Here is a 22,797-nt window from a genome sequence, read left to right as displayed (position 1 = left end):
CTGACACTAATTCAGACGGAATACTTGGAGGAAGTCCGGTTATTACAGACAGTAAAGGTAAAGTAACAAGTGGAATTGATGGATATACAATACCTCAAGATTTAAATTCCGATAATACCTTTGATTATAGGGATGTTAATTATGATGTTGGATGTTATAATCCTGCCTTAATTGTTGTGAAATCAGCAGTTGTTTCTGATACTAATTCTAATGGACTTAATGATGTTGGTGATATTATAAATTATACTGTAGTTGTAACAAATACAGGGGGTTTACCCATCACTTTTACTTCAGTTGATGATCAATATACTTACGGAAGTGAAACTAAAAGTTTAACTCTTGAGTGGTCTTCATCCTCAACAGAGACCGTAGTCACTGCGACAGAAAATTTATTTTATTACTCAAATCGTGTTGATGATACTGATAATAATTGGAATGAACAAAATGGTAATCAAGGTTCTCCAGAAGCCGAATGGGGTTATCCTCCTGGGGTAGACTACTATTTTGATACATCAAGTGGAGTCTCTTATAGCGAGGTAGATTACGTTTTCACTACTAATGGTTTTGGAACTACAAGATCACCTTACCAATATAGTAATACAGATTCAAAAGTTAGTAAGTATTCAAGAATTAGTAACCAAAACGTTGCAACTTATTATGTTTACGAAGATATTAGTCTAGAAGCAAATACCGAATATACAGTATCAGTATACGCAGCTGCACCAAACAACACTTATTTCGATACTAATAATGATTATGAAAAATTAAGATTTGTCCATAGACCTCCCGGTGGATCAGATATATATGGAGATTACAATCGTGTAACTGGACCTGTATCAAGTCAAAACGCTAACAATGATTCTGGCTGGACCAGATATCATCATACATTCACAACAGGTTCGGCAGGAACTTATCGAGTAGGTTTTTCGGCGCCTTATTTTGGTAATAACTGGACAAGAATTTGGGGAGCACAATTAGAAAAAGGCAGTAAACCTTCTAGATATACATATACTTATAATACCCTTGTTTCTTCTACTGCAACTTCGACAGCGTTTGCTGACCCTAGATCTGCCCCATTGCCAGCAGGTGCAAGTGCAATTTACACAGGGCAACTTACAATTACCCAAGAAATATTGGATAGTGGAACAGATATATCAAATCAAGTTACCATTACAGGATCATTTACATCACCAGGGGGTATTTCAGGCGAAATTTCTGATTTGAGTGCTGATGATGATAATACCGATGGTAATACCGAGGATGACCCTACTGTTGTTTCCATTAGTGGGCAAGATGAATTGACAGTAACAAAGATCGCTTCAGTTAGTGATATAAATTCAAATACTCTGAACGATGTTGGCGATATTGTTACCTATAAAATTACAATTGAAAACACAGGTAATACTAATTTAAATAGTTTTACAATTACAGACACTCTAGAGGACTCCACAGGGCAGATCCTCACGCAAATTACAGATACAGCTTCATTTACTCTTGGAACTAAGACAAACTTATTTAAGTATTCTCAATATATGGATGATGTTGATTATGATTGGTCTGAAGAGGGTGATATTTATGGATCTGCTTTAAATTCTTATGGGCATCCAAAAAATGAACCTTATTATTTTAGCACTGCAAGTGGTGAAAGTTATAGCAATGTTGATTATAATTTCCCCACAAATGGTGCTGGTTTAACTAGAAATGATAATAATCAATCCGATAACAGATCAGGAGCACATGCAAGAATTCATGATTATAACGTGGTGGGGAGATATTTTTATCAAGATGTTACCTTAAAAGCAAACACTCAGTATACTGTATCCGTTTACGCATCTGCATGGAATTCAAGTTATGATGATGCAGTTACAGATGAACAGATGAGGTTTGTTTATAGACCCCCCGGTGGATCAGATACTTTTTCCGACTACATCACATTTCAAACTAATGGAGAATGGAATTGGAGACGATACTCATATACCTTTACCACAGGTGCTGCAGGAAATTACAGAGTTGGAATCGATCCTCCTTACGCAGGAGGTAATGGAGGAAGATTCTGGGGAGCACAATTAGAAGAAGGGGGCGCACCAACAAGATATGTGTATACCTGGACAAATACAGATTCAGCACCAAGCGAAGGATTACCAGTAAATATCGATAGCAATACAGTTGCATATGTAGATTGGCCAACTAATCTTCCAAATCGAAATGGTCTAGATGCTTTAATGGTTCAGCATGACAATGATATTTTAGATTATCCAATAGGTAATGGCTATTGGTCAATGATAGAGGTTGAACCTGAAAACTTTACTAATTTTGATAATAGGCCAACCTCTTCGCATTTCGATAATTATGGGCCTTATACTTACAATGGTCATCGATATTATATTGAGACAACTGGTTGGAGCTGGACTACTCATCGAAATAACGCACAGGCAGCTGGAGGGTATCTATGGGTACCAAATACCAAAGAGGAATGGGATTACATAAGAAGTGTTATTCCTACAAATAATTGGATATGGACGGGTGTTTATCAACAGAATAATGCTGATTATCAAGCTGATCAACAAAGAGGAGGATGGACAACTTTGGATGATAGTTATGTTCCAATGCCAGGGGAGTCTACCGTATTATCTCCTGGGGCAAAGGTAGAATACGAATTTGAGTATACAATTGCACAAGAAGATGTAGATGATGGAATGCTGATTAATCAGTTATATGTGTCTGCTAACGGAGCTAGTGGTATTGTTTCAGATACTTCAGATGATGGAGATGATACAGATGGGAATACCGTAGATGACCCGACTGTAATTGAAATTAGTAAAATTTCATCTGTAACTATTGTCAAAACTGCTACGGTAAGCGATGTAAATGGGGATGGTCTAAATGGAGTTGGAGATATCATTGAATATACTATTGTTGTTGAAAATACAGGGAATACTCAATTAACTTCATCTACAATTTTAGATTCATTAACGGATGGTCTAGGCAATATACGCTCATTAAATTCAACAGTGAGTTACTCATCCACGACTGCAACAGTTACAGGTCAAGGACCAAATCAAAATTTATTTTATTATTCAAACCGTGTTGATGATACTGATTATAATTGGAATGAAAACGGTAGTAATAATGGTATACCAGAGGCAGAATGGGGCTATCCACCAGGAATAGAATACTATTTTGATACCTCAAGCGGCAGGTCATACAGTGAGGTAGATCACGTTTTCACCACAAATGGTTTAGGAACCACAAGATCACCCTATCTATATGCTGGTACAGATAATAGAGTTCATGCTTATTCCAGGATAAGTAACCAAAACGTTGCGACTAATTATGTTTACCAAGATGTTACCTTAGAAGCAAATACAACTTATACTGTATCAGTTTATGCGGCTGCACCAAATTCCACTTATTATAATACAGCTTATGATTATGAAAAATTAAGATTTGTACATAGACCTCCCGGTGGTTCAGATATATACGGTGAATACAATCGTGTCACGGGACCTGTAACTAATAATAATAGTAATAACGACACAGGTTGGACAAGGTATCATCATACATTTACTACAGGTTCGGCAGGTACTTACCGAGTAGGTTTTTCAGCGCCTTATTTTGGTAATAATTATACAAGAATTTGGGGGGCTCAATTAGAAAAAGGAAGTGAACCAACAAGATATATTTATACATACAATAGTAATACACCAATAGGTAATATACCTACAGATATATCTACTACCACGATAGATAATAATGAAATATTAGAAGCACTATCTATAGATACCTACGTAGCAAGTTATACAATTACTCAAGAGGATGTTGACAGTAAATTCTTATCCAACACAGCTACGTTTACTGGAATTGATCCTGATGGTTCAAGTGTTGTATCAAGGACTTCCGATGATGGTAATGTTACCAATGGAGATAGGAATCCAACAATAATTTCTTTGGCATCTACATCCACCATTGAGGTAATTAAAACGGCAAGTATTTTAGATGTAAATAATTCAGAAGTAAATGACGTAGGGGATATTATTACCTACACAATTGTAGTTTCGAATACTGGATATACAACAGTTAATTCATTAACATTAGATGATACACTTATCGATTATAACTCTTCAAGCTTAAGTTATAATCAGCCAATATCATTTTTAAGTGCAACATCTGGTTCTACATCGGTATCTCTAAGTGTAGCTGGAGTTGTAAGTTATACTGCTACCTATACCATTACTCAATCAGATGTTGATTCAGGCGGTGTTTCAAATACCATATTAATTTTAGGAAGTAGCTCAGGTCTTACGAACAACGTAACAGCAACACACCAAATTTCTACGGATTTAACGGATGCAATTCCTGGATTGGAATTAACAAAACAGTTTACTACAACTGATACTAATGGGAACAATAAAGTAGACTTAGGAGATATTATAAATTATACAATTACGGCAGAAAATACGGGTAATGTAGAACTAAGTGGGCTATCATTTACCGATACAATGACAACCTATTTTGGAGAGAGTTTAACTCTTACTTCTGAACCTTCCTATTCCTCCTCAACGGATGCAAGTACTTCCTCTGGGACAATAGCAGTTGGAGAAACAGAAACTTATGAAGCCACTTTTACAATTACTCAGCAATCAATTGATGCCGGAGGTGTTTATAACACTATATCTGCTGTTGCTTCTTCTCCAACAAATTCAAACAATGTATCTGATACCTCTGATAATGGGGATGACACAGATGGTAATTCAACAGATGATTTAACAGACACAACATTTGATGTTAATCCGAAGATTAGGGTAACCAAAACAGCAGAAGTGCAAGATGTAAATGGTAATACTATCAATGACGTAGGAGATATAATTGTTTACGAAATACTTGTATCAAATGTTGGAGATATGAAAATCTCGTCTTTAAGTCTAGTTGATACCATTTCTGATTCTAATGGGAATACTCTTACTTTGAATGAACCCCTTTCTTCATTAAATTCATCCTCTGGCTCATCATCAACCACCTTGTTAATAAGGGGTTCTACAACTTATACCACTAGTTACACAATCACGCAATCAGATCTTAATGCAGGAAGTGTAATCAATAGTGTTGAGGTTGTGGGGAGTTCTTCAACCAATTCAAATAATGTATCCAATACCACAGAGGTAGAAACTATTCTTGAATCAGTTAGTCCAGAAATTGAAATAACTAAGGTTGCTTCTATAACGGATAATGGGGACGGAGTAAATGGAGTTGGAGACATTGTCAACTATTATGTTACCATTGAAAATACAGGAAACGTACCCGTAGAGAATCCTACTATAGAAGATATTTTAACCGACGGAAGTGGGAATACCCTCTCTTTAACAGTTCCTTTAACCTATGGTTCAACAACTAAAACAATTACTACAGATTTAGGTGTTGGAGCAGTAGATTTCACTTCTACAGCTAATGGGAAATGGGATGGACAATTTCCGACTAATAATGTAGGACATGACTATGCTCAATATTCAAGGAATGGGTTTTACAGATCTGTACCTAACACAACAAATATTACTGGACTTATTGAATTTAACGATGGAAGAACTGTTCAAGCAGGATATACCTACGTTGGTGCGTTTGAGGGGCATAGTTATATGCGAAATAACTCTACATCAACTTGGACAAATCAACGAGATGTTGCAATCTCAATTGGAGGATATCTTGCCAATATAACTACTCCTGGAGAAAGAGAATATCTGAATTCAGTTTTACCAAACTCCTGGTATTGGGTTGGGCTATATCAAGATACTTCCGATCCTGACTACTCTGAGCCAGCAGGTGGATGGAAATGGATAGATGGAAGTAAAGAAGAAAAACTAGGAAGTAATATTTGGCCAAATAATGAACCTAACGATACAAGCAGTTCAAATTCACGAGGATATTTTTATATAACATCTGATTATATAAGAACGGCAGACAGGCCTAATACGGGATCTTATAAATACATAGTAGAATTTAACGATGGAAGAACTTCTCAAGCAGGTTTTATCAGATTAAATGGTACTTTTGAGGGACATACCTATTTTGTTTCAAGTTCAGATGTGACCTGGGATGTTGCAAAAACAACTGCAGAGTCTTTAGGTGGAAATCTTGTTATTATAGATTCATCACAAGAATGGGGATGGATACGCAATCAAGAGCCAGATTGGGATGATTTTATAAGTAGTAACCCCCATTGGATTGGTCTCTTTCAGGATCCCAACGCATATGATTTTAGTGAACCTCAAGGGGGATGGCGTTGGGTAAATGGAGTACCTCTTCAAGGACCATTAACCACATATACGATTACCAATACGATTGATACTGATAATGTGATTGGTGTAGATAATATTGATCGATATACAGCAAAATATCTAATAACACAATCTGATTTTGATTCAGGTTCTATTTCAAATGTTGTCTCCCTAACGGGAAGTAGTCCAAGTAGATCTAATGATGCTTCTGATGTATCGGATGATGGTATAGATGATGATGGTAATACTACAAATGATCCCACGGAAACATTTTTTAGCGCATCTCCTTCCATGGAAGTTACCAAGGTAGCTACCGTAACAGACGTAAATGGGAATGGAGAAAATGATTTAAATGACATCATTGAATATTCTATATACATTCATAACAAAGGGAATGTGAATCTTTCAACACCAACTTTAGTCGACTACCTGTCAGATGGTGTTGCAACTGATTTAACCTCTCAATTAAATGGACCTACTTATCATTCCCAGACCTTGAGTCCAACTACCGTAAACTTAACTGTTACAGTAGCTCAAGTAGATGGATCAAATAAATATTTTATTAATGGAAAAGCTCAAAAAGAACTGGTTCTGCAAAAAGGTTATACTTATAGATTTGATCAGTCTAGTGCTACAAATAGTTCTCATCCATTTAGTTTTAGCACAACAACAGACGGAACCCATAATTCAGGAGTTTCATACACAACAAGTGTAACTGTGGTTGGTACTCCTGGTAATGCTGGAGCTTATACTGAAATTTATGTTGTAGAAAGTACACCAATCCTTTATTATTATTGTTCTGCTCATAACGGTATGGGTGGAAAGGCCTTTACAATTGGAAGTGTTGCAGGACAGCTAGGAATAATCAGACCTAATGAAGTTATGACCTATACGGCGTCATACACAATTTCAGGTGCTTCAGCCTCTACTGCATTTATTAGCAACGTAGTAACTGTAACAACCTCAAGTCCTGGAAATTCTAATGACATCACAGACTTGGCAGATGATGGGGATGACGCTGATGGAAATACACAGAATGATCCAACAATAGTTGATTTAGTTCCAGCGCCTGAAATGGAGTTAACAAAAACCGGGACGATTACCTTTGATAATGGAGATGGGATGATATCTCCTGGAGACAGAATTACGTATACTATAAAACTTGAAAACACAGGTAATCTTCTTATAAATAATATTTCATTAACAGACACAATGGCTGATGGAAATGGGGTACCATTAAATTTGGACAGTGGGCCCACTTTTGTACAATCTTCTCTTGGTTCTGTAAATGGGATTCTTCAGCTAACTGAAGTTGCTACATATACCGCTGTTTATACCATAACAAATTCAACAGCCAATAGTGGTCTAGTTTCTAATTCAATTTACGTAATAGGTAGTGCAGGAGGATTATCCAATAATGTTACGGAGACTTCTGATGATGGTGATGATACTGATGGAAATACAGAAGACGATTCAACTGTAATCCAGATACCCGAATTACCATCAATTGAGGTTACAAAAATATATACTACAAATGATTTAAATGGAAATGGAGTAATCGACCTAGGGGATCGAATTAATTATACAATTACAGTAGAAAATACTGGGAATCAAGATTTAACAGGTTTAAATCTTGATGAAACATTTACCAACCTTACAACAGACACTCTTTCTTTGTCCTCGGGACCAAATTATTCAACATCTACTCATTCAAATGCACAAGGATTACTTGTTTATGGGGAGACGGAAACCTATGTAGCAAATTATATAATAGAACAACTAGCAATTGATGGGGCTGGAGTTAGTAATGTAGTTATAGCTACAATATCTTCTCCAGGGAATTCTAATAATGTAACCGACACATCCGATGATGGTGATGACACAGATGGGAATACCGAAGACGATGCAACCATTACAGAATTTGTTACAAATCCATCAATTGATGTTACCAAAACAGCACAGGTAAACGACACCAATTCTAATAGTAGAACCGACACAAATGATATTATTACTTACACTATAACAGTTCAAAATACAGGTGATACAGAAGTCAATAACATTAGTTTTAATGATATCATAACGACATCTACTGGAAATCAATTATCTCTGACTGCAAATCCAGCTAGAATAAGTACTTCTGCAGGATCTTCGCTAGGAACACTTTTAATTGGAGAAACAGCTATTTATACAGCACAATTTATTATCAATCAAACAGCTTATGACGCTGAGTTTATTAGTAATACTGTAACGGTTACAGCAGATTCTATTGGTCAAACAGGAAATGTTTCGGACACTTCTGATGATGGCGATGATACTGATGGAAATACAGAAGATGACCCAACAATTACTGTAATGACTCCTCAAACAGAATTAGAAGTAACAAAAACATTTACTGTTATTGATGGAGGAGATGATGAAATAAATGTTGGTGATTTTATTAGGTTTAGTATTGAAGTTGAAAATACAGGTAATGCTCCGCTGAATAGTATCACAATTGAAGATGTTTTAAAAGACGGAGATGGAAACGTTATTCCTTTAACAGAAGGTCCTTATTATGTGTCAGGTTCGCAGGGATCAACAGAAGGTAACCTAGCAAACGGCGAAATTGGAACTTATGTAGCTTTTTTTACTATTAATCAACAAGCCTATGATTCTGGAAGTATTTCTAACGTTGCAACAGCAACTGGAAGTAGTGATTATGGAACTAATGATGCTGTAGATGTAAGTGATGATGGTAATGACTTGGATGGTAATACAACAGATGATCCAACAGAAGTGATTATTACCTCTCAAGCAAAAATCAATGTTGAAAAAACTGCTTCAATCTTTGATGAAGGAGATGGATTTACAAACGTTGGAGATACAATTAATTACTTGATTACTGTAACTAATAATGGAGCTACTGCACTCTCTTCAGTAACCTTAACAGACAATTTAACTGATAATGTTTCAAATACATTAACATTAACTAATGGTCCAAACTTCATTTCAGCTTCACAAGGTTCTTCCGAAGGAAGTTTAAATATAGGAGAAGTTGCTACCTATAACGCAAGTTATCTGATTCAACAAGCGGCTGCAAATAGTGGTGCAATTTATAATCAAGTTATTGCTGTTGCAAGTAGTCCTGGACAAGTAAATGATGTCACTGATACATCGGATGATGGAGATGATACCGATGGTAATACAACTGATGATCAGACAATTGTTGATATGGATTTCTCACCAATTATTGATATTACTAAAACTGCAATAGTTCGAGACAACAATTCTAACTCATTAACAGACTTTGGTGATGCTATTGTTTATGAAATAAGAGTAGCCAATATAGGTAATGTTACTATTAATAGTCTTACGATTACTGATACACTTACTGATGGAAATCTAAATACAATAAGCTTGTCATCAGGACCTAATTTTGTTTCATCTTCATCAAGTTCTGCTGAAGGAACTCTTATAGTTGGAGAAACAGCAACATATTCTGCAACTGTTCTAATAAATCAAACAATAGTTGATGCAGGAATTCTATTAAACTCTGTTTATGGATTGGCGAGTAGCCCTGGGAATAGTAATAATGTTTCTGATACTTCAGACGATGGCGATGATAGTGATGGGGAGACTCAAGATGATAAAACGGAAACAAACATTGATCAAAGTGTAATCATTGAAGCAACCAAGACAGCTTCAGTCATGGACAACAACAGTAGTAGTTCGACTGATTTAGGGGACACTATAGTTTATACGATTACAATAGAGAATAAGGGTAATGTAACACTATCTAGTGTAGGTTTAACAGATACCTTATTGGATGGTAATGGATCACCCCTAAGTTTAACTTCAGGCCCTATCTTTACTAGTTCAACATCTTCATCATCAGAAGGCACCTTGTTAGTAGGAGAGACTGCTACTTATACAGCAAGCTATACAATAATCCAAGCAGCATTAGATACCGGAAGTATAAGCAACAGTGTTTTAGTAACGGGTAGTAGTCCCGGTCAGAGTAATAATGTAACGGACACTTCCGATGATGGAGATGACAGTGATGGGAATACAACAGACGATACCACAGATATAACGATAAGCAAGAATCCATCGATAGAGGTAACCAAGACATCCGCTATTACAGACAATGGAGATGGAGTAGTAGGGAAAGGAGATGTAGTACAGTACAGCATTTCTGTAGTTAATGATGGTAATGTAACCCTGTCAAGTTTAAGTGTAGCAGATGTATTGAGTGATTTAAATTCGGGTACTTTATCTCTTAGTTTTGGTCCCTCGTTCTCGGGCTCCTCACAGGGATCAGCTCAAGGAACACTCAAAGTAGGAGAGACAGCAAACTATATTGCTTACTTTATTATTAACCAAGTAGCCGTAGATGCAGGAGGTTTATCGAATCAGGTATCAGCCACAGCGAGTAGTCCAGGGAACAGTAATGATGTTACTGATGTATCAGATGACGGAGATGACAGTGATGGTAATGTAGAAGATGACCCAACAGTAACGAGCATAACAGCTTCAAGTTCCTTAGAGGTAACCAAGACTGCAGCAGTAACAGACAATGGAGATGGTAATACAGGCGCTTCTGATGTAATCAATTATACCATAAAGGTAGAGAACAAGGGTAATGTAACCTTATCGGGCTTAACCTTGGTAGACACTTTAACAGATGGTAGTGGTGGTTCATTAACATTAACCAACGGTCCATCGTTCTCATCAACTACATTAGGATCATCCCCAGGGACATTAAAGCCAAATGAGGTAGCAAACTATAGTGGGTATTATATTATTAGTTCAGCAGCAGCCTTGACCTCTAGTATAAACAATAGTGTTTTGGCCAGAGCGAGTAGTCCAGGACAGAGTAATAACGTAACGGACACCTCAGATGATGGTGATGATAGTGATGGTAACACAGAGGATGATGTTACTGTAGTTGGGATTAGTCCAAATCCAGGAGTTGAGGCAACTAAGACTGCAGTAGTAATCGATTCCAATTCGAATTCATCCAACGATCAGGGCGATATTATTGTCTACACAATTACTATTGAAAATACTGGAAATGTTACACTTACAGGAGTATTTTTAAATGATACTTTAACTGATAACGCAGGTAATTCTCTCACGCTTTCTAGTGGACCAATATTTACATCTGCTTCTGCTTCATCTGCACAAGGAACTTTAAAAGTTGGAGAAACGGCTACCTATACTGCTTCTTATACAATTCAGGCCGATGCAGCCGCCACGGGTAGTATTAAAAACCAAGTGATTGTTACTGCAAGTAGTCCCGGAAATACTGATGATGTCATCGATATAAGTGATAATGGTGATGATAATGATGGAAACACTGTAAACGACCAAACTGTTGTAGCGGCTACTGCAGAACCAAAATTAGAAGCAACTAAAACTTCTGTTTTAATTGATAACAATAGTGATGGAAATACAGGCGCTGGCGATACTATTGTTTACACAATTACTGTTGTAAATACGGGTGGAATAACCCTTTCAAATATTTCTTTAGTTGATGTGCTTACCGATGGAAATGGAAATGGTTTACCATTAACAACGGGACCTACTCTTAGTTCAGCAACAGTCGGATCATCTGCAGCTACCCTTCAAGCGACAGGAGTTTTAACTTACACCGCTACTTATACCATATCAAGTGCAGCAGCTATTACATCCTCTGTTAACAACCGAGTGACAGTTACTGCAAGTAGTCCAGGTAATAGCAATAATGTTACAGATGTCAGTGATGATGGTGATGATAGCGATGGTAATATTGAGGATGATCAAACAGTAGTTAACATCGATCCAATTCCTCTATTGGAAGTAACCAAAACAGCATCGGTAACAGATGATGGTGATGGAATCACAGGTTCAGGGGATGTCATTAATTATGTGATTACGATAGAGAACAAGGGTAATGTAACGCTTTCTAGTTTAACGGTTACCGATAGTTTAACTGATGGCAACGGGGACAGTTTAGCAATGGGTAATGGACCCTACTTCTCTGGTTCTGACCAGGGGTCTGGTTTAGGAGTATTATTACCCGGTGAAATTTCTACTTACCGGGCATATTATATTATTACAGATGCTTCTGCTGCTACTGGGCAAATCTCCAACATAGCAACAGCCACAGCGAGTAGTCCAGGTCAGAGTAATGATGTATTTGATCAGAGTGATGACGGAGACGACAGCGATGGTAATACGTTAGATGACCCCACGTTAGTTGACATTGTTCCCAATACTTCGATGGAGATAACCAAGACAGCAATAGTTATTGACAATGGAGATGGAGTTAACGGAGCATCAGATAAAATAGTTTACACTATTACTGTAAATAACACAGGAGATACCTCCCTTACTGGATTAACAATAAGTGACACCCTAACAGATGCTAACGGCACAGCACTTTCGTTGGATTCAGGCCCTATATTTACAAGTTCTACTTTAGGGTCTTCACAAGGGAGTTTATCATCAGGAGAAATAGTAACCTATACCGCAACCTATACCATAATCCAAAACGTAGCCAATACGGGATCGATAAGCAATATCGTAACAGGTACTGCTTCTTCTCCAGGCCAGAGTAATAATGTTACAGATACTTCTGACGATGGTGATGACAGTGATGGTAATACTGTAGATGATCCAACGGTTGTCAATACGCAATCTAGTGGAGCTATGGAAGTCACCAAGACAGCCTCAGTAGTAGACACCAATGGTAATGGGAACAACGATCAGGGCGATGTCATTGTTTATACGATATTGGTTTCCAATACGGGTAGTGTTACCTTATCCGGTTTATCATTAACCGATACGTTAACTGACGGCTCAGGAGGAACTCTTAATTTAACCTCAGGTCCTAGTTTTTATAGTAACAGTTTGTCTTCTGCAGAGGGAAGTTTAGCTGTAGGAGAGATATCTACTTATACAGCGACTTATACAATAAGTCAGAATGCGGCCAATACAGGATCAGTAAACAACAGTGTATCGGTAACAGCAAGTACTCCTGGCAATACAAATGATGTTACAGATATATCGGATGATGGCGACGACACTGACGGCAATACAACAAATGATGTAACCGTTGTAATAACGAGTTCAGATTCTTCAATAGAGGTAACCAAAACAGCAGTAGTAAACGACACTAATAGTAATAGTAAGACCGATCAAGGCGATGTTATTGTTTATAATATCACGGTTCGTAATACCGGTAATATAACCCTTAGTAGCATAACCATTAGCGATACACTTAGCGATGGAAACGGCGGTTCTTTAAGTTTAGATAGTGGGCCAAGTTTTGTATCAAATAGTGGATCATCAGCACAGGGTACATTAATCTCAGGCGAGATTGCGACGTACACGGCTACTTATACCATAAGCGCAGCAGCGGAGAACACACCAAGTATAAACAATACTGCTCAAGTAACAGCGAGTACTCCAGGGAACAGTAATAATGTTACGGATATATCTGACAATGGTAATGATGGAGATGGTAACACTACAGATGATCCAACAATAGTTAACATCACTCCAAGCCCTGAGATGGAAGTAACTAAAGAAGGAACGGTAACAGACGATGGAGATGGAATTTTAGGAGTAGGAGATACTGTGAACTACAGGATAAAAATAGAGAATCAAGGAAATGTAAATATTACCGAGCCTTCATTAGTAGATACCTTTACAGATGCATTATCAAACACATTAGCACTGAGTAGTGGACCTACATTTAATTTTGGAGATCTGGGATCTTCAGAAGGCATTATTAAGCCCAATGAAACCGCTCACTATGGAGCTACATTTGTAATCACCCAAGCAGTAGTAGATGCAGGAGGATTAATCAACAGCGTAACAGTAACAGCGAGTAGCACGGGTAATCCAGGCGGACTTATCGATGTATCAGATGATGGAGACGATACTGATGGTAATACGACTGATGACACAACGGTGTTGGTTATCAATCCAGCACCAATTATTGAGACAACAAAAATAGCAACAGTCACCGACAACAACAGTAATGGATTAAATGATTTAGGCGACAGGATAGTTTATACGATAACGGTAGAGAATAAGGGTAATGTAACCTTATCAGGGCTTGGTTTAGTAGATACTTTAACCGATGGAGATGGAGGATCATTATCCTTAACAAGCGGACCAACCTTTAATAGCTCAACATCCTCTTCAGTACAAGGCACTTTAGTTGTAGGAGAGACTGCAAGCTACACAGCGACTTATACGGTAACACAAGATGCGGTGGATAGTGGAAGTGTAGTAAACACAGTAATGGCCACGGCATCCTCACCACAAAACACGAATGATGTAAGTGACCGTAGTGATAATGGAGATGATAGTGATGGGGAGACTCAAGATGATAATACGGTAGTAAACTTGAGTCGTTCATCAGAACTAGAAGCAACCAAGACAGCTTCAGTCATGGACAACAACAGTAGTAGTTCGACTGATTTAGGGGACACTATAGTTTATACGATTACAATAGAGAATAAGGGTAATGTAACACTATCTAGTGTAGGTTTAACAGATACCTTATTGGATGGTAATGGATCACCCCTAAGTTTAACTTCAGGCCCTATCTTTACTAGTTCAACATCTTCATCATCAGAAGGCACCTTGTTAGTAGGAGAGACTGCTACTTATACAGCAAGCTATACAATAATCCAAGCAGCATTAGATACCGGAAGTATAAGCAACAGTGTTTTAGTAACGGGTAGTAGTCCCGGTCAGAGTAATAATGTAACGGACACTTCCGATGATGGAGATGACAGTGATGGGAATACAACAGACGATACCACAGATATAACGATAAGCAAGAATCCATCGATAGAGGTAACCAAGACATCCGCTATTACAGACAATGGAGATGGAGTAGTAGGGAAAGGAGATGTAGTACAGTACAGCATTTCTGTAGTTAATGATGGTAATGTAACCCTGTCAAGTTTAAGTGTAGCGGATGTGTTGAGCGATGCTTCGGGGAGCATATTGAGTTTAGATAGTGGTCCCTCGTTCTCAGGTTCCTCACAAGGATCAGCTCAAGGAACACTCAAAGTAGGAGAGACAGCAAACTACAGTGCACTTTATATTATCACGCAAGCAGCCGTAGATGCAGGAGGTTTATCGAATCAGGCATCAGCCACAGCGAGTAGTCCAGGGAACAGTAATGATGTTACTGATGTATCAGATGACGGAGATGACAGTGATGGTAATGTAGAAGATGACCCAACGGTAACGAGCATAACAGCTTCAAGTTCCTTAGAGGTGACTAAGACTTCAGTAATAACCGATAATGGAGGCGATGGTAACACTGGAGCAGGAGACATAATCAACTATACCATAAAGGTAGAGAACAAGGGTAATGTAACCTTATCGGGCTTAACCTTGGTAGATACCTTAACAGATGGTAGTGGTGGTTCATTAACATTAACCAACGGTCCATCGTTCTCATCAACTACATTAGGATCATCCCCAGGGACATTAAAGCCAAATGAGGTAGCAACCTATAGTGGGTATTATATTATTAGTTCAGCAGCAGCCTTGACCTCTAGTATAAACAATAGTGTTTTGGCCAGAGCGAGTAGTCCAGGACAGAGTAATAACGTAACGGACACCTCAGATGATGGAGATGATAGTGATGGTAACACAGAGGATGATGCAACGGTTGTTGAGATAACCCCACTTCCTGAGATAGAAGCCACCAAGAGGGCAACAACAATAGACAATAATAGTAACGGCATCGTAGATTTAGGGGATGCGATAGTATATACCATAACGGTAGAGAATAAGGGTAATACAAGTTTATCAAGCTTAACCTTAGTAGATAGGCTTAGTGATGGAAGTGGTGGATCATTAACATTAACAAGTGGACCAAGCTTTACTTCCTCTAGTGCAGGGTCAAGCCAAGGCACATTGACACTTGGAGAGACAGCTACCTACACAGCATCATATGTGGTAAGTAATGTTGCTGAGAGAACTGGGTTTATTTCAAATACTGTTATAGCAACAGCATCTTCTCCAGGGAATAGTGGAGATGTAACGGATACCTCAGATGATGGAGATGATACTGACGGGAACACTACTGATGATCCAACGATAGTTAGTATAACCGCTTTACCAGAAATCGAGGCGACTAAGACTGTTACTATTACCGATAATGGTGATGGTTTATTAGGGAAAGGAGATTTTGTAAGATATGATATTGAAGTAACTAATACAGGAAATATAAACCTTCAAGGAGTTTCTATTTTTGATCAATTTTTGGATAATAATGGAAGAACACTTAATCTAATTTCTGGCCCAACATACACTGGAGCTAATTTAGGGTCTGCCGAGGGAAGCTTACAAGCAAGTGAAACCGCAAATTATATTGCTTATTACATCATAGAACAAGGAGTAGTTGATGCTGGCGGATTATCGAATCAAGTTATTGTTTCAGCTTCTTCAGAAAATTCAAATATAAGCGATGTTTCCGATGATGGTGATGATAATGATGGGAATACGTTAAATGATCCAACGGTTACTGCAATTACATCATCCCCATCAATTGAAGTAACTAAAATCAGTCAACTAACAGATAATGGTGACGGATTAACAGGGGTGGGAGATGTAATAAATTATTCTATTAGTGTTCAAAACACAGGTAATGTGACCCTAAATGGGATAACAATTACCGATATCCTTCATGATGGAAATGGAAACACCATAAACCTTTCAAACGGACCTACCTATGGAGGGTCGTCTAAAAACTCCATAAACGGCGTGCTGATTCCAGGAGAACAGGCAACTTACAATGCATACTTGATTGTAAACCAAAGTCATGTTAACACAGGCTTAGTTTCCAATACCGTAAGTGTAGTTGCAAGTAGTCCTGGACAAAGTAATGATGTAACCGATCAGAGTGATGATGGAAATGATGCTGACGGCAATACCGAAAATGACTCAACGGTAACTTATTTTGATATCAACCCAGGTTTAGAAGTCACAAAGACATCCAATGTAATCGATACAAACAGCAATGGGAACAACGACCTTGGAGATTCAATTGTGTATACAATTACTGTGCAAAACACTGGAAATGTTTTTTTATCAAACCTTAGTTTAACAGATTTATTAACCGATGGAAACAACAATACATTAAGTTATTCTGTTCCAATAAGCTTTAATAATTCAAGTTCAGGATCGACCGTTGGAAATTTAGATATTAATGAAATAGCTACCTATACAGCGACCTACACAATTGATCAAAGTGACGTTGATTCGGGAAGAATAATAAATACAGTTACTGCTGTAGCTTCTGATCCATTGAACACTTCTTCTGTTTCTGATCAAAGTGATGACGGAATTGATACAGATGGGAATACAAATAATGATGTTACTGAAACCCTACTGTATCGAAACCCATTGGTAGAGGCAACAAAAACGGCGGTGGTTATCGATAGCAATTCAAACAACACCAACGATAGTGGTGATGTAATTGTATACACCATTACAGTTCAAAATATAGGAAATGTTAGTTTATCTAACCTTACTTTGGTAGACAATTTAACCGATGGCGATGGAAATGTATTAGCTCTTACAGCGGGACCGGTCTTTACTTACTCTAATGCCAATTCTACCCAAGGAAATCTTACAGTCGGAGAAGTTGCAACTTATACTGCCACTTACACCATTTCTCAACTTGCTGCAAACACTCAATCAATAATAAATTCGGTTCAAGTAACAGGAAATAGTCCTGGGAATTCAAACAATGTATTCGATATCAGTGACGATGGAGATGATAGCGATGGAAACACTTCAAGTGATTCAACTGTAATAACCACATCATCAGAAGGTTCATTAGAAGTAACCAAAATTGCAAGTATAATTGATAATGGAGATGGAACTAATGGAGCAGGAGACACCATAAACTACACGATAACCATTGAAAACATTGGTGGACAAACGATTACAGGAATTACTCTAGTAGACAACTTAACTGACAAAAATGGAATTTCATTAACCCTAGATCAAGGACCAGACTATGTTAATTCTTCATCAGGGTCTTTGGAAGGAACATTAGTCGCAGGTGAAATTGCTACTTATTCGGCAAGTTATGTAATCACTAATGCAGCAGCAGATTCTGGGTTGATTAATAATACGGTAGTGGTAACGGGAAGTAGCCCGGGCAATACCAATGACATAACCGACACTTCTGATGATGGAAATGACTCCGATGGAAATACATTAGACGATCCTACAGTAGTATATACTTCCCAAGCACCAGAACTTGAAGTAACCAAAACAGCAACTGTGGCAGATAATGGAGACGGAATTAACGGAGCAGGCGATACCATCAACTATACCATTACAGTTGTTAATACGGGGAATGTTAATATTACATCATTGAGTCTTGTAGATTTATTAACCGACGGTAATGGAAATGCATTAACTCTTACCTCTGGACCAACTTTTGTATCAAATTCCAGTGGCTCCCCTCAAGGATCAGTTTCTCCTAATGAGGTATCGACTTATAATGCAAGCTATCTAATTTCCAATGCAGCTTCCCTTAGTGGGCAAATTGAAAATACTGTAACAGTAACAGGTAGTAGCCCAGGAAACACAAATGATTTATCTGACCAAAGTGATGATGGTGATGACACTGATGGAAACACGATTAATGATTCTACAGTAGTTTCAATAGCTCCGTTAGCATCAATAGAGGTTACCAAAACGTATGCAATAACTGATGATGGTGACGGATTAAATGGAGCAGGAGATACAATAAATTATACCATAACAATCCAAAACACCGGTAACGTTACTATCAATGGATTAAGTTTAATTGATACTTTAACGGATGGGAATGGAAATACCTTGAGCCTGACTACAGGACCTAGTTTTATATCAAATTCAGATGGTTCTGCAGAGGGTACAATTTTGACAGGAGAGGTATCGACTTATAATGCAACCTATCTAATTACCCAGCAAGATGTAAATTCTGGCAGTGTAAATAATTCGGTTACGGTTACGGGAAGTAGTCCAGGTAATAGTAACGATGTTTCAGATATAAGTGATGATGGAGATAATACTGACGGCAATACCATAAACGATCCAACAGTTGTTATTTTTAATACAAACAGATCAATTGAAGCAACTAAGACAGCTTACACCATTGACAATGGAGACGGAAGTATAAACGCTGGTGACACAATTGTTTACACTATTAATATTAACAATACAGGCTCTACACAACTTTCATCAATTACATTAATTGATACTTTAAAAGACGGAAATAATAATGTTCTTCAATTATCTTCTGGACCACTCTTTATTTCTTCAACCCAGGGATCGTCCGAAAGCTCATTGAACCCCAGCGAAAGTGCAACCTACTCGGCAACTTATATAATTTCAAATAGTGATGCCGGAACGGGGAAAGTTATAAATTCAGTAACAGTTAACGCTTCTAGCCCAGGGAATAACAATGATGTTTCAGATGTAAGTGATGATGGAGATGATACTGATGGAAATACAACCAATGATCCTACTGTGATCGAGATCATTTCTCTTCCTGAAATAGAGGTGACTAAAGTAGCTGATGTAATAGATCTTAATCAAAATGGTATAAATGATGTTGGAGATAGAATTGACTATATTATAACAGTTGAAAATAAAGGAAACATAACTGTAAGTGGATTAACGTATGTAGATACGCTCTCAGATGCTAGTGGTAGAGAGCTCATTTTAACAACCCAACCCACGTTTGTTTCTTCTTCTCAGAATTCTCCACAAGGAATACTTGCTCAATCAGAAATAGCTACCTATACAGCTTCTTATTTAATTGGGCAAAGAGCAGCAGATTCTGGAGTAATTAGAAACTCTGTTGTATTTAGAGGGAATAGTCCAGGTCAAATAGGAGATGTATTTGACATCAGTGATAATGGTGATGATACCGATGGAAATAGTGAAGATGATTTAACAGAAGTTTTCACAGTTTCAAATGTTGTTATGGAAGTAACCAAAACAGCGGAAATTACTGATAATGGTGACGGAGAAACTGGCGCAGGCGATATTATTACTTATACGATTATTGTTGAGAATAATGGAAACTCTACTCTAAGGGATCTTTTAATTGTTGATACACTTACAGATGGAAATGGGAACACACTAACTTTAAGTAATGGCCCCTTCTTCTCAGGATCCTCAGAAGGATCTGCAGAAGGTGTTTTAATAGAGGGAGAAGCCGCTACCTATATAGCTTTTTACATCATTAAAGCTATAGATGTTGCCTCAGGAATTATAATAAATACAGTTGAAGCTTCTGCAGCTGCACCAAATCAAGACCTAAGAATCTCGGATGTCAGTGATGATGGAGATGATACGGATGGAAATACGTTAGATGATCCAACGGAAGTATTCTTACAAGAAATTCCTGATATCGAAGTAACCAAAACAGCTTCTATAACAAATAACACGGATGATGTTGTTGATACGGGCGATTTGATTTTATATGATATTTTAATTAAAAATACAGGTAATACACCATTAAAAAATATTGTTCTTGAAGACATTATTACAGATGGAAATGGAGAACTATTGACATTATCAAATGGACCATTCTTCACTGGATCTACCTTAGGATCTTTAGAAGGCAACTTAAAAGTTAATGAAATCGCTTCATATATTGCATTCTATAGTATTGAACAAAGCGCTGCAGAAACAGGACGTATAATAAATACTGCGATTGCTTCTGCTCAAAACTTAGAGGGATCTTTATATGCAGAGGATACTTCGGATAATGGTAATGATACCGACGGAAATACAACAGATGATCCAACAGTTGTTCTAATTTCACCTAGACCCTCTCTAGAAGTAACAAAAACAGCTTCTTTAACAAACGATTCAGAATATATAAATCCAGGTGATGAAATAGTTTTTAGTATTTCAGTAGAGAATACAGGAAACGTAAATGTATCTGATTTAGTAATTGATGATATCATGACAGACGGAAACGGATCTTCTATTTTCTTAACTAGATCACCCTATTTTGTTTCTGCAACAAACGGGTCTTCACAAAATTTAATTATTCCACAAGGAGTAATCGTTTTTAATGCTGATTACACAGTAACACAGTCTGATATTTATTCTGGTTTCATCGAAAACATAGCTCGTGTATCAGGGACTGCATTGAACTATAACGACCTTATTTTTGACCAAAGTGATAACGGGGATGATACAGATGGTAATATGTCAGATGATCCAACCATAATTGAATTAGAGTCTGATTACATACCTAGATTAGAGGTTTATGAGTTAGTCACACCAAATGGTGATCAAAAAAATGATTATTTAATTATTCGAGGAATTGAAGATTATCCAGATAACAAACTAAAAATCTATAATAGGTGGGGTGTTTTAGTTTTCGAAAGCAATGGTTATCCAGGACCTGGTAATTCAGAAATATTTACTGGGTATTCAAATGGAAGAATTACGATTAATAAAAATGAAAAACTTCCTTCAGGAACTTATTATTATGTTTTAACATTCCCTTCTAATAATAATCCTGGTAAGACGGAGTATATGGGGTATTTATATTTACAAAACGATTTGCAAAATGAATAGAGCATTGAGGAAATATTTGTTTGTTTATTTAGGACTGGTTTCTAGTTTTGTCTTAGGACAGCAAGAATCACAGTTTACACAATATATGCTCGTACCACAAATTTTTAATCCTGCATATGCAGGAAATCGTGGAATAACAAGTTTAAGACTTCTCGCACGATCACAATGGCTAGATCTTGAAGGTGCTCCAAAAACAAATTTAATCTCCTTTGATTCTCCCGTTGGTTCCGGAGGGAAAGTTGGTCTTGGGGGTACAATTTTTTACGAGCAAATAGGTCCTTTAACTGAAACTAATTTTTCTATTGATTATTCATATTCTATAAATTTCATGTTTTCCAAATTAGCATTTGGTCTTAAAGCAGGATTAAATTCCTATGATATTGATTTTAACAAACTAAATATTTATGATCAGACGGATCCATATATTGATTATGCTGTAAATAATAAATATCAACCACAAATTGGAGTGGGGATATTTTACAATACTCAACAATATTATTTAGGGGTGTCTGCGCCGAATCTTTTAGAAAAAAAATATTTTGATTTAGTAGATGAAGAATCAAGCTTCTTTTCCACTTTTTCAAAAGAAATTCATTTATATGTTTTCGGAGGGTATGTTTTTGATTTACATCCTTCATTAAAATTTAAGCCCGCTACCTTAGTTAAGGCTGTAAAAGGAAGTCCTATTCAATGGGATATTTCTCTTAACTTTATTGTTAACAATAACTTTACTTTTGGTGTGGCAAACCGAATTGACTCTGCAATTACAACTCTAGCAGGTATTCAATTATCAGATTCTATGATGGTAGGTTTTTCATATGATTTTGCAACTACTGAAATAAGAAATTCAACAAGTGGAACTTTTGAACTTCTTTTTAGGTTCGATTTTGGAACAAATAAAAAAATATTAACACCGAGGTTTTTTTAA

Annotated in this window: 2 protein-coding genes (1 of these 2 only partly in view); both read left to right on the top strand. The window is 37.2% G+C overall.

Annotation, left to right across the window (positions count from 1 at the left end; translation table 11 throughout):
* Positions 1-21,869 carry the 3' portion of a DUF7507 domain-containing protein gene (locus tag NG655_RS06180; protein ID WP_252158463.1) on the top strand. It extends 5,788 nt beyond the left edge of the window, so only the last 21,869 of its 27,657 coding nucleotides appear in the window; its start codon lies beyond the left edge, outside the window; it ends in the stop codon at positions 21,867-21,869.
* Entirely contained in the window at positions 21,862-22,797 is a 936-nt protein-coding gene (locus NG655_RS06175; protein ID WP_252158462.1) for a PorP/SprF family type IX secretion system membrane protein, read from the top strand. The genes NG655_RS06180 and NG655_RS06175 overlap by 8 nt, the downstream gene beginning before the upstream one ends.

The sequence above is a fragment of the Candidatus Arcticimaribacter forsetii genome (genome assembly GCF_910589745.1).
Classification (GTDB): Bacteria; Bacteroidota; Bacteroidia; order Flavobacteriales; family Flavobacteriaceae; genus Arcticimaribacter; species Arcticimaribacter forsetii.
This window is presented reverse-complemented; position numbering and strand designations above follow the sequence as displayed.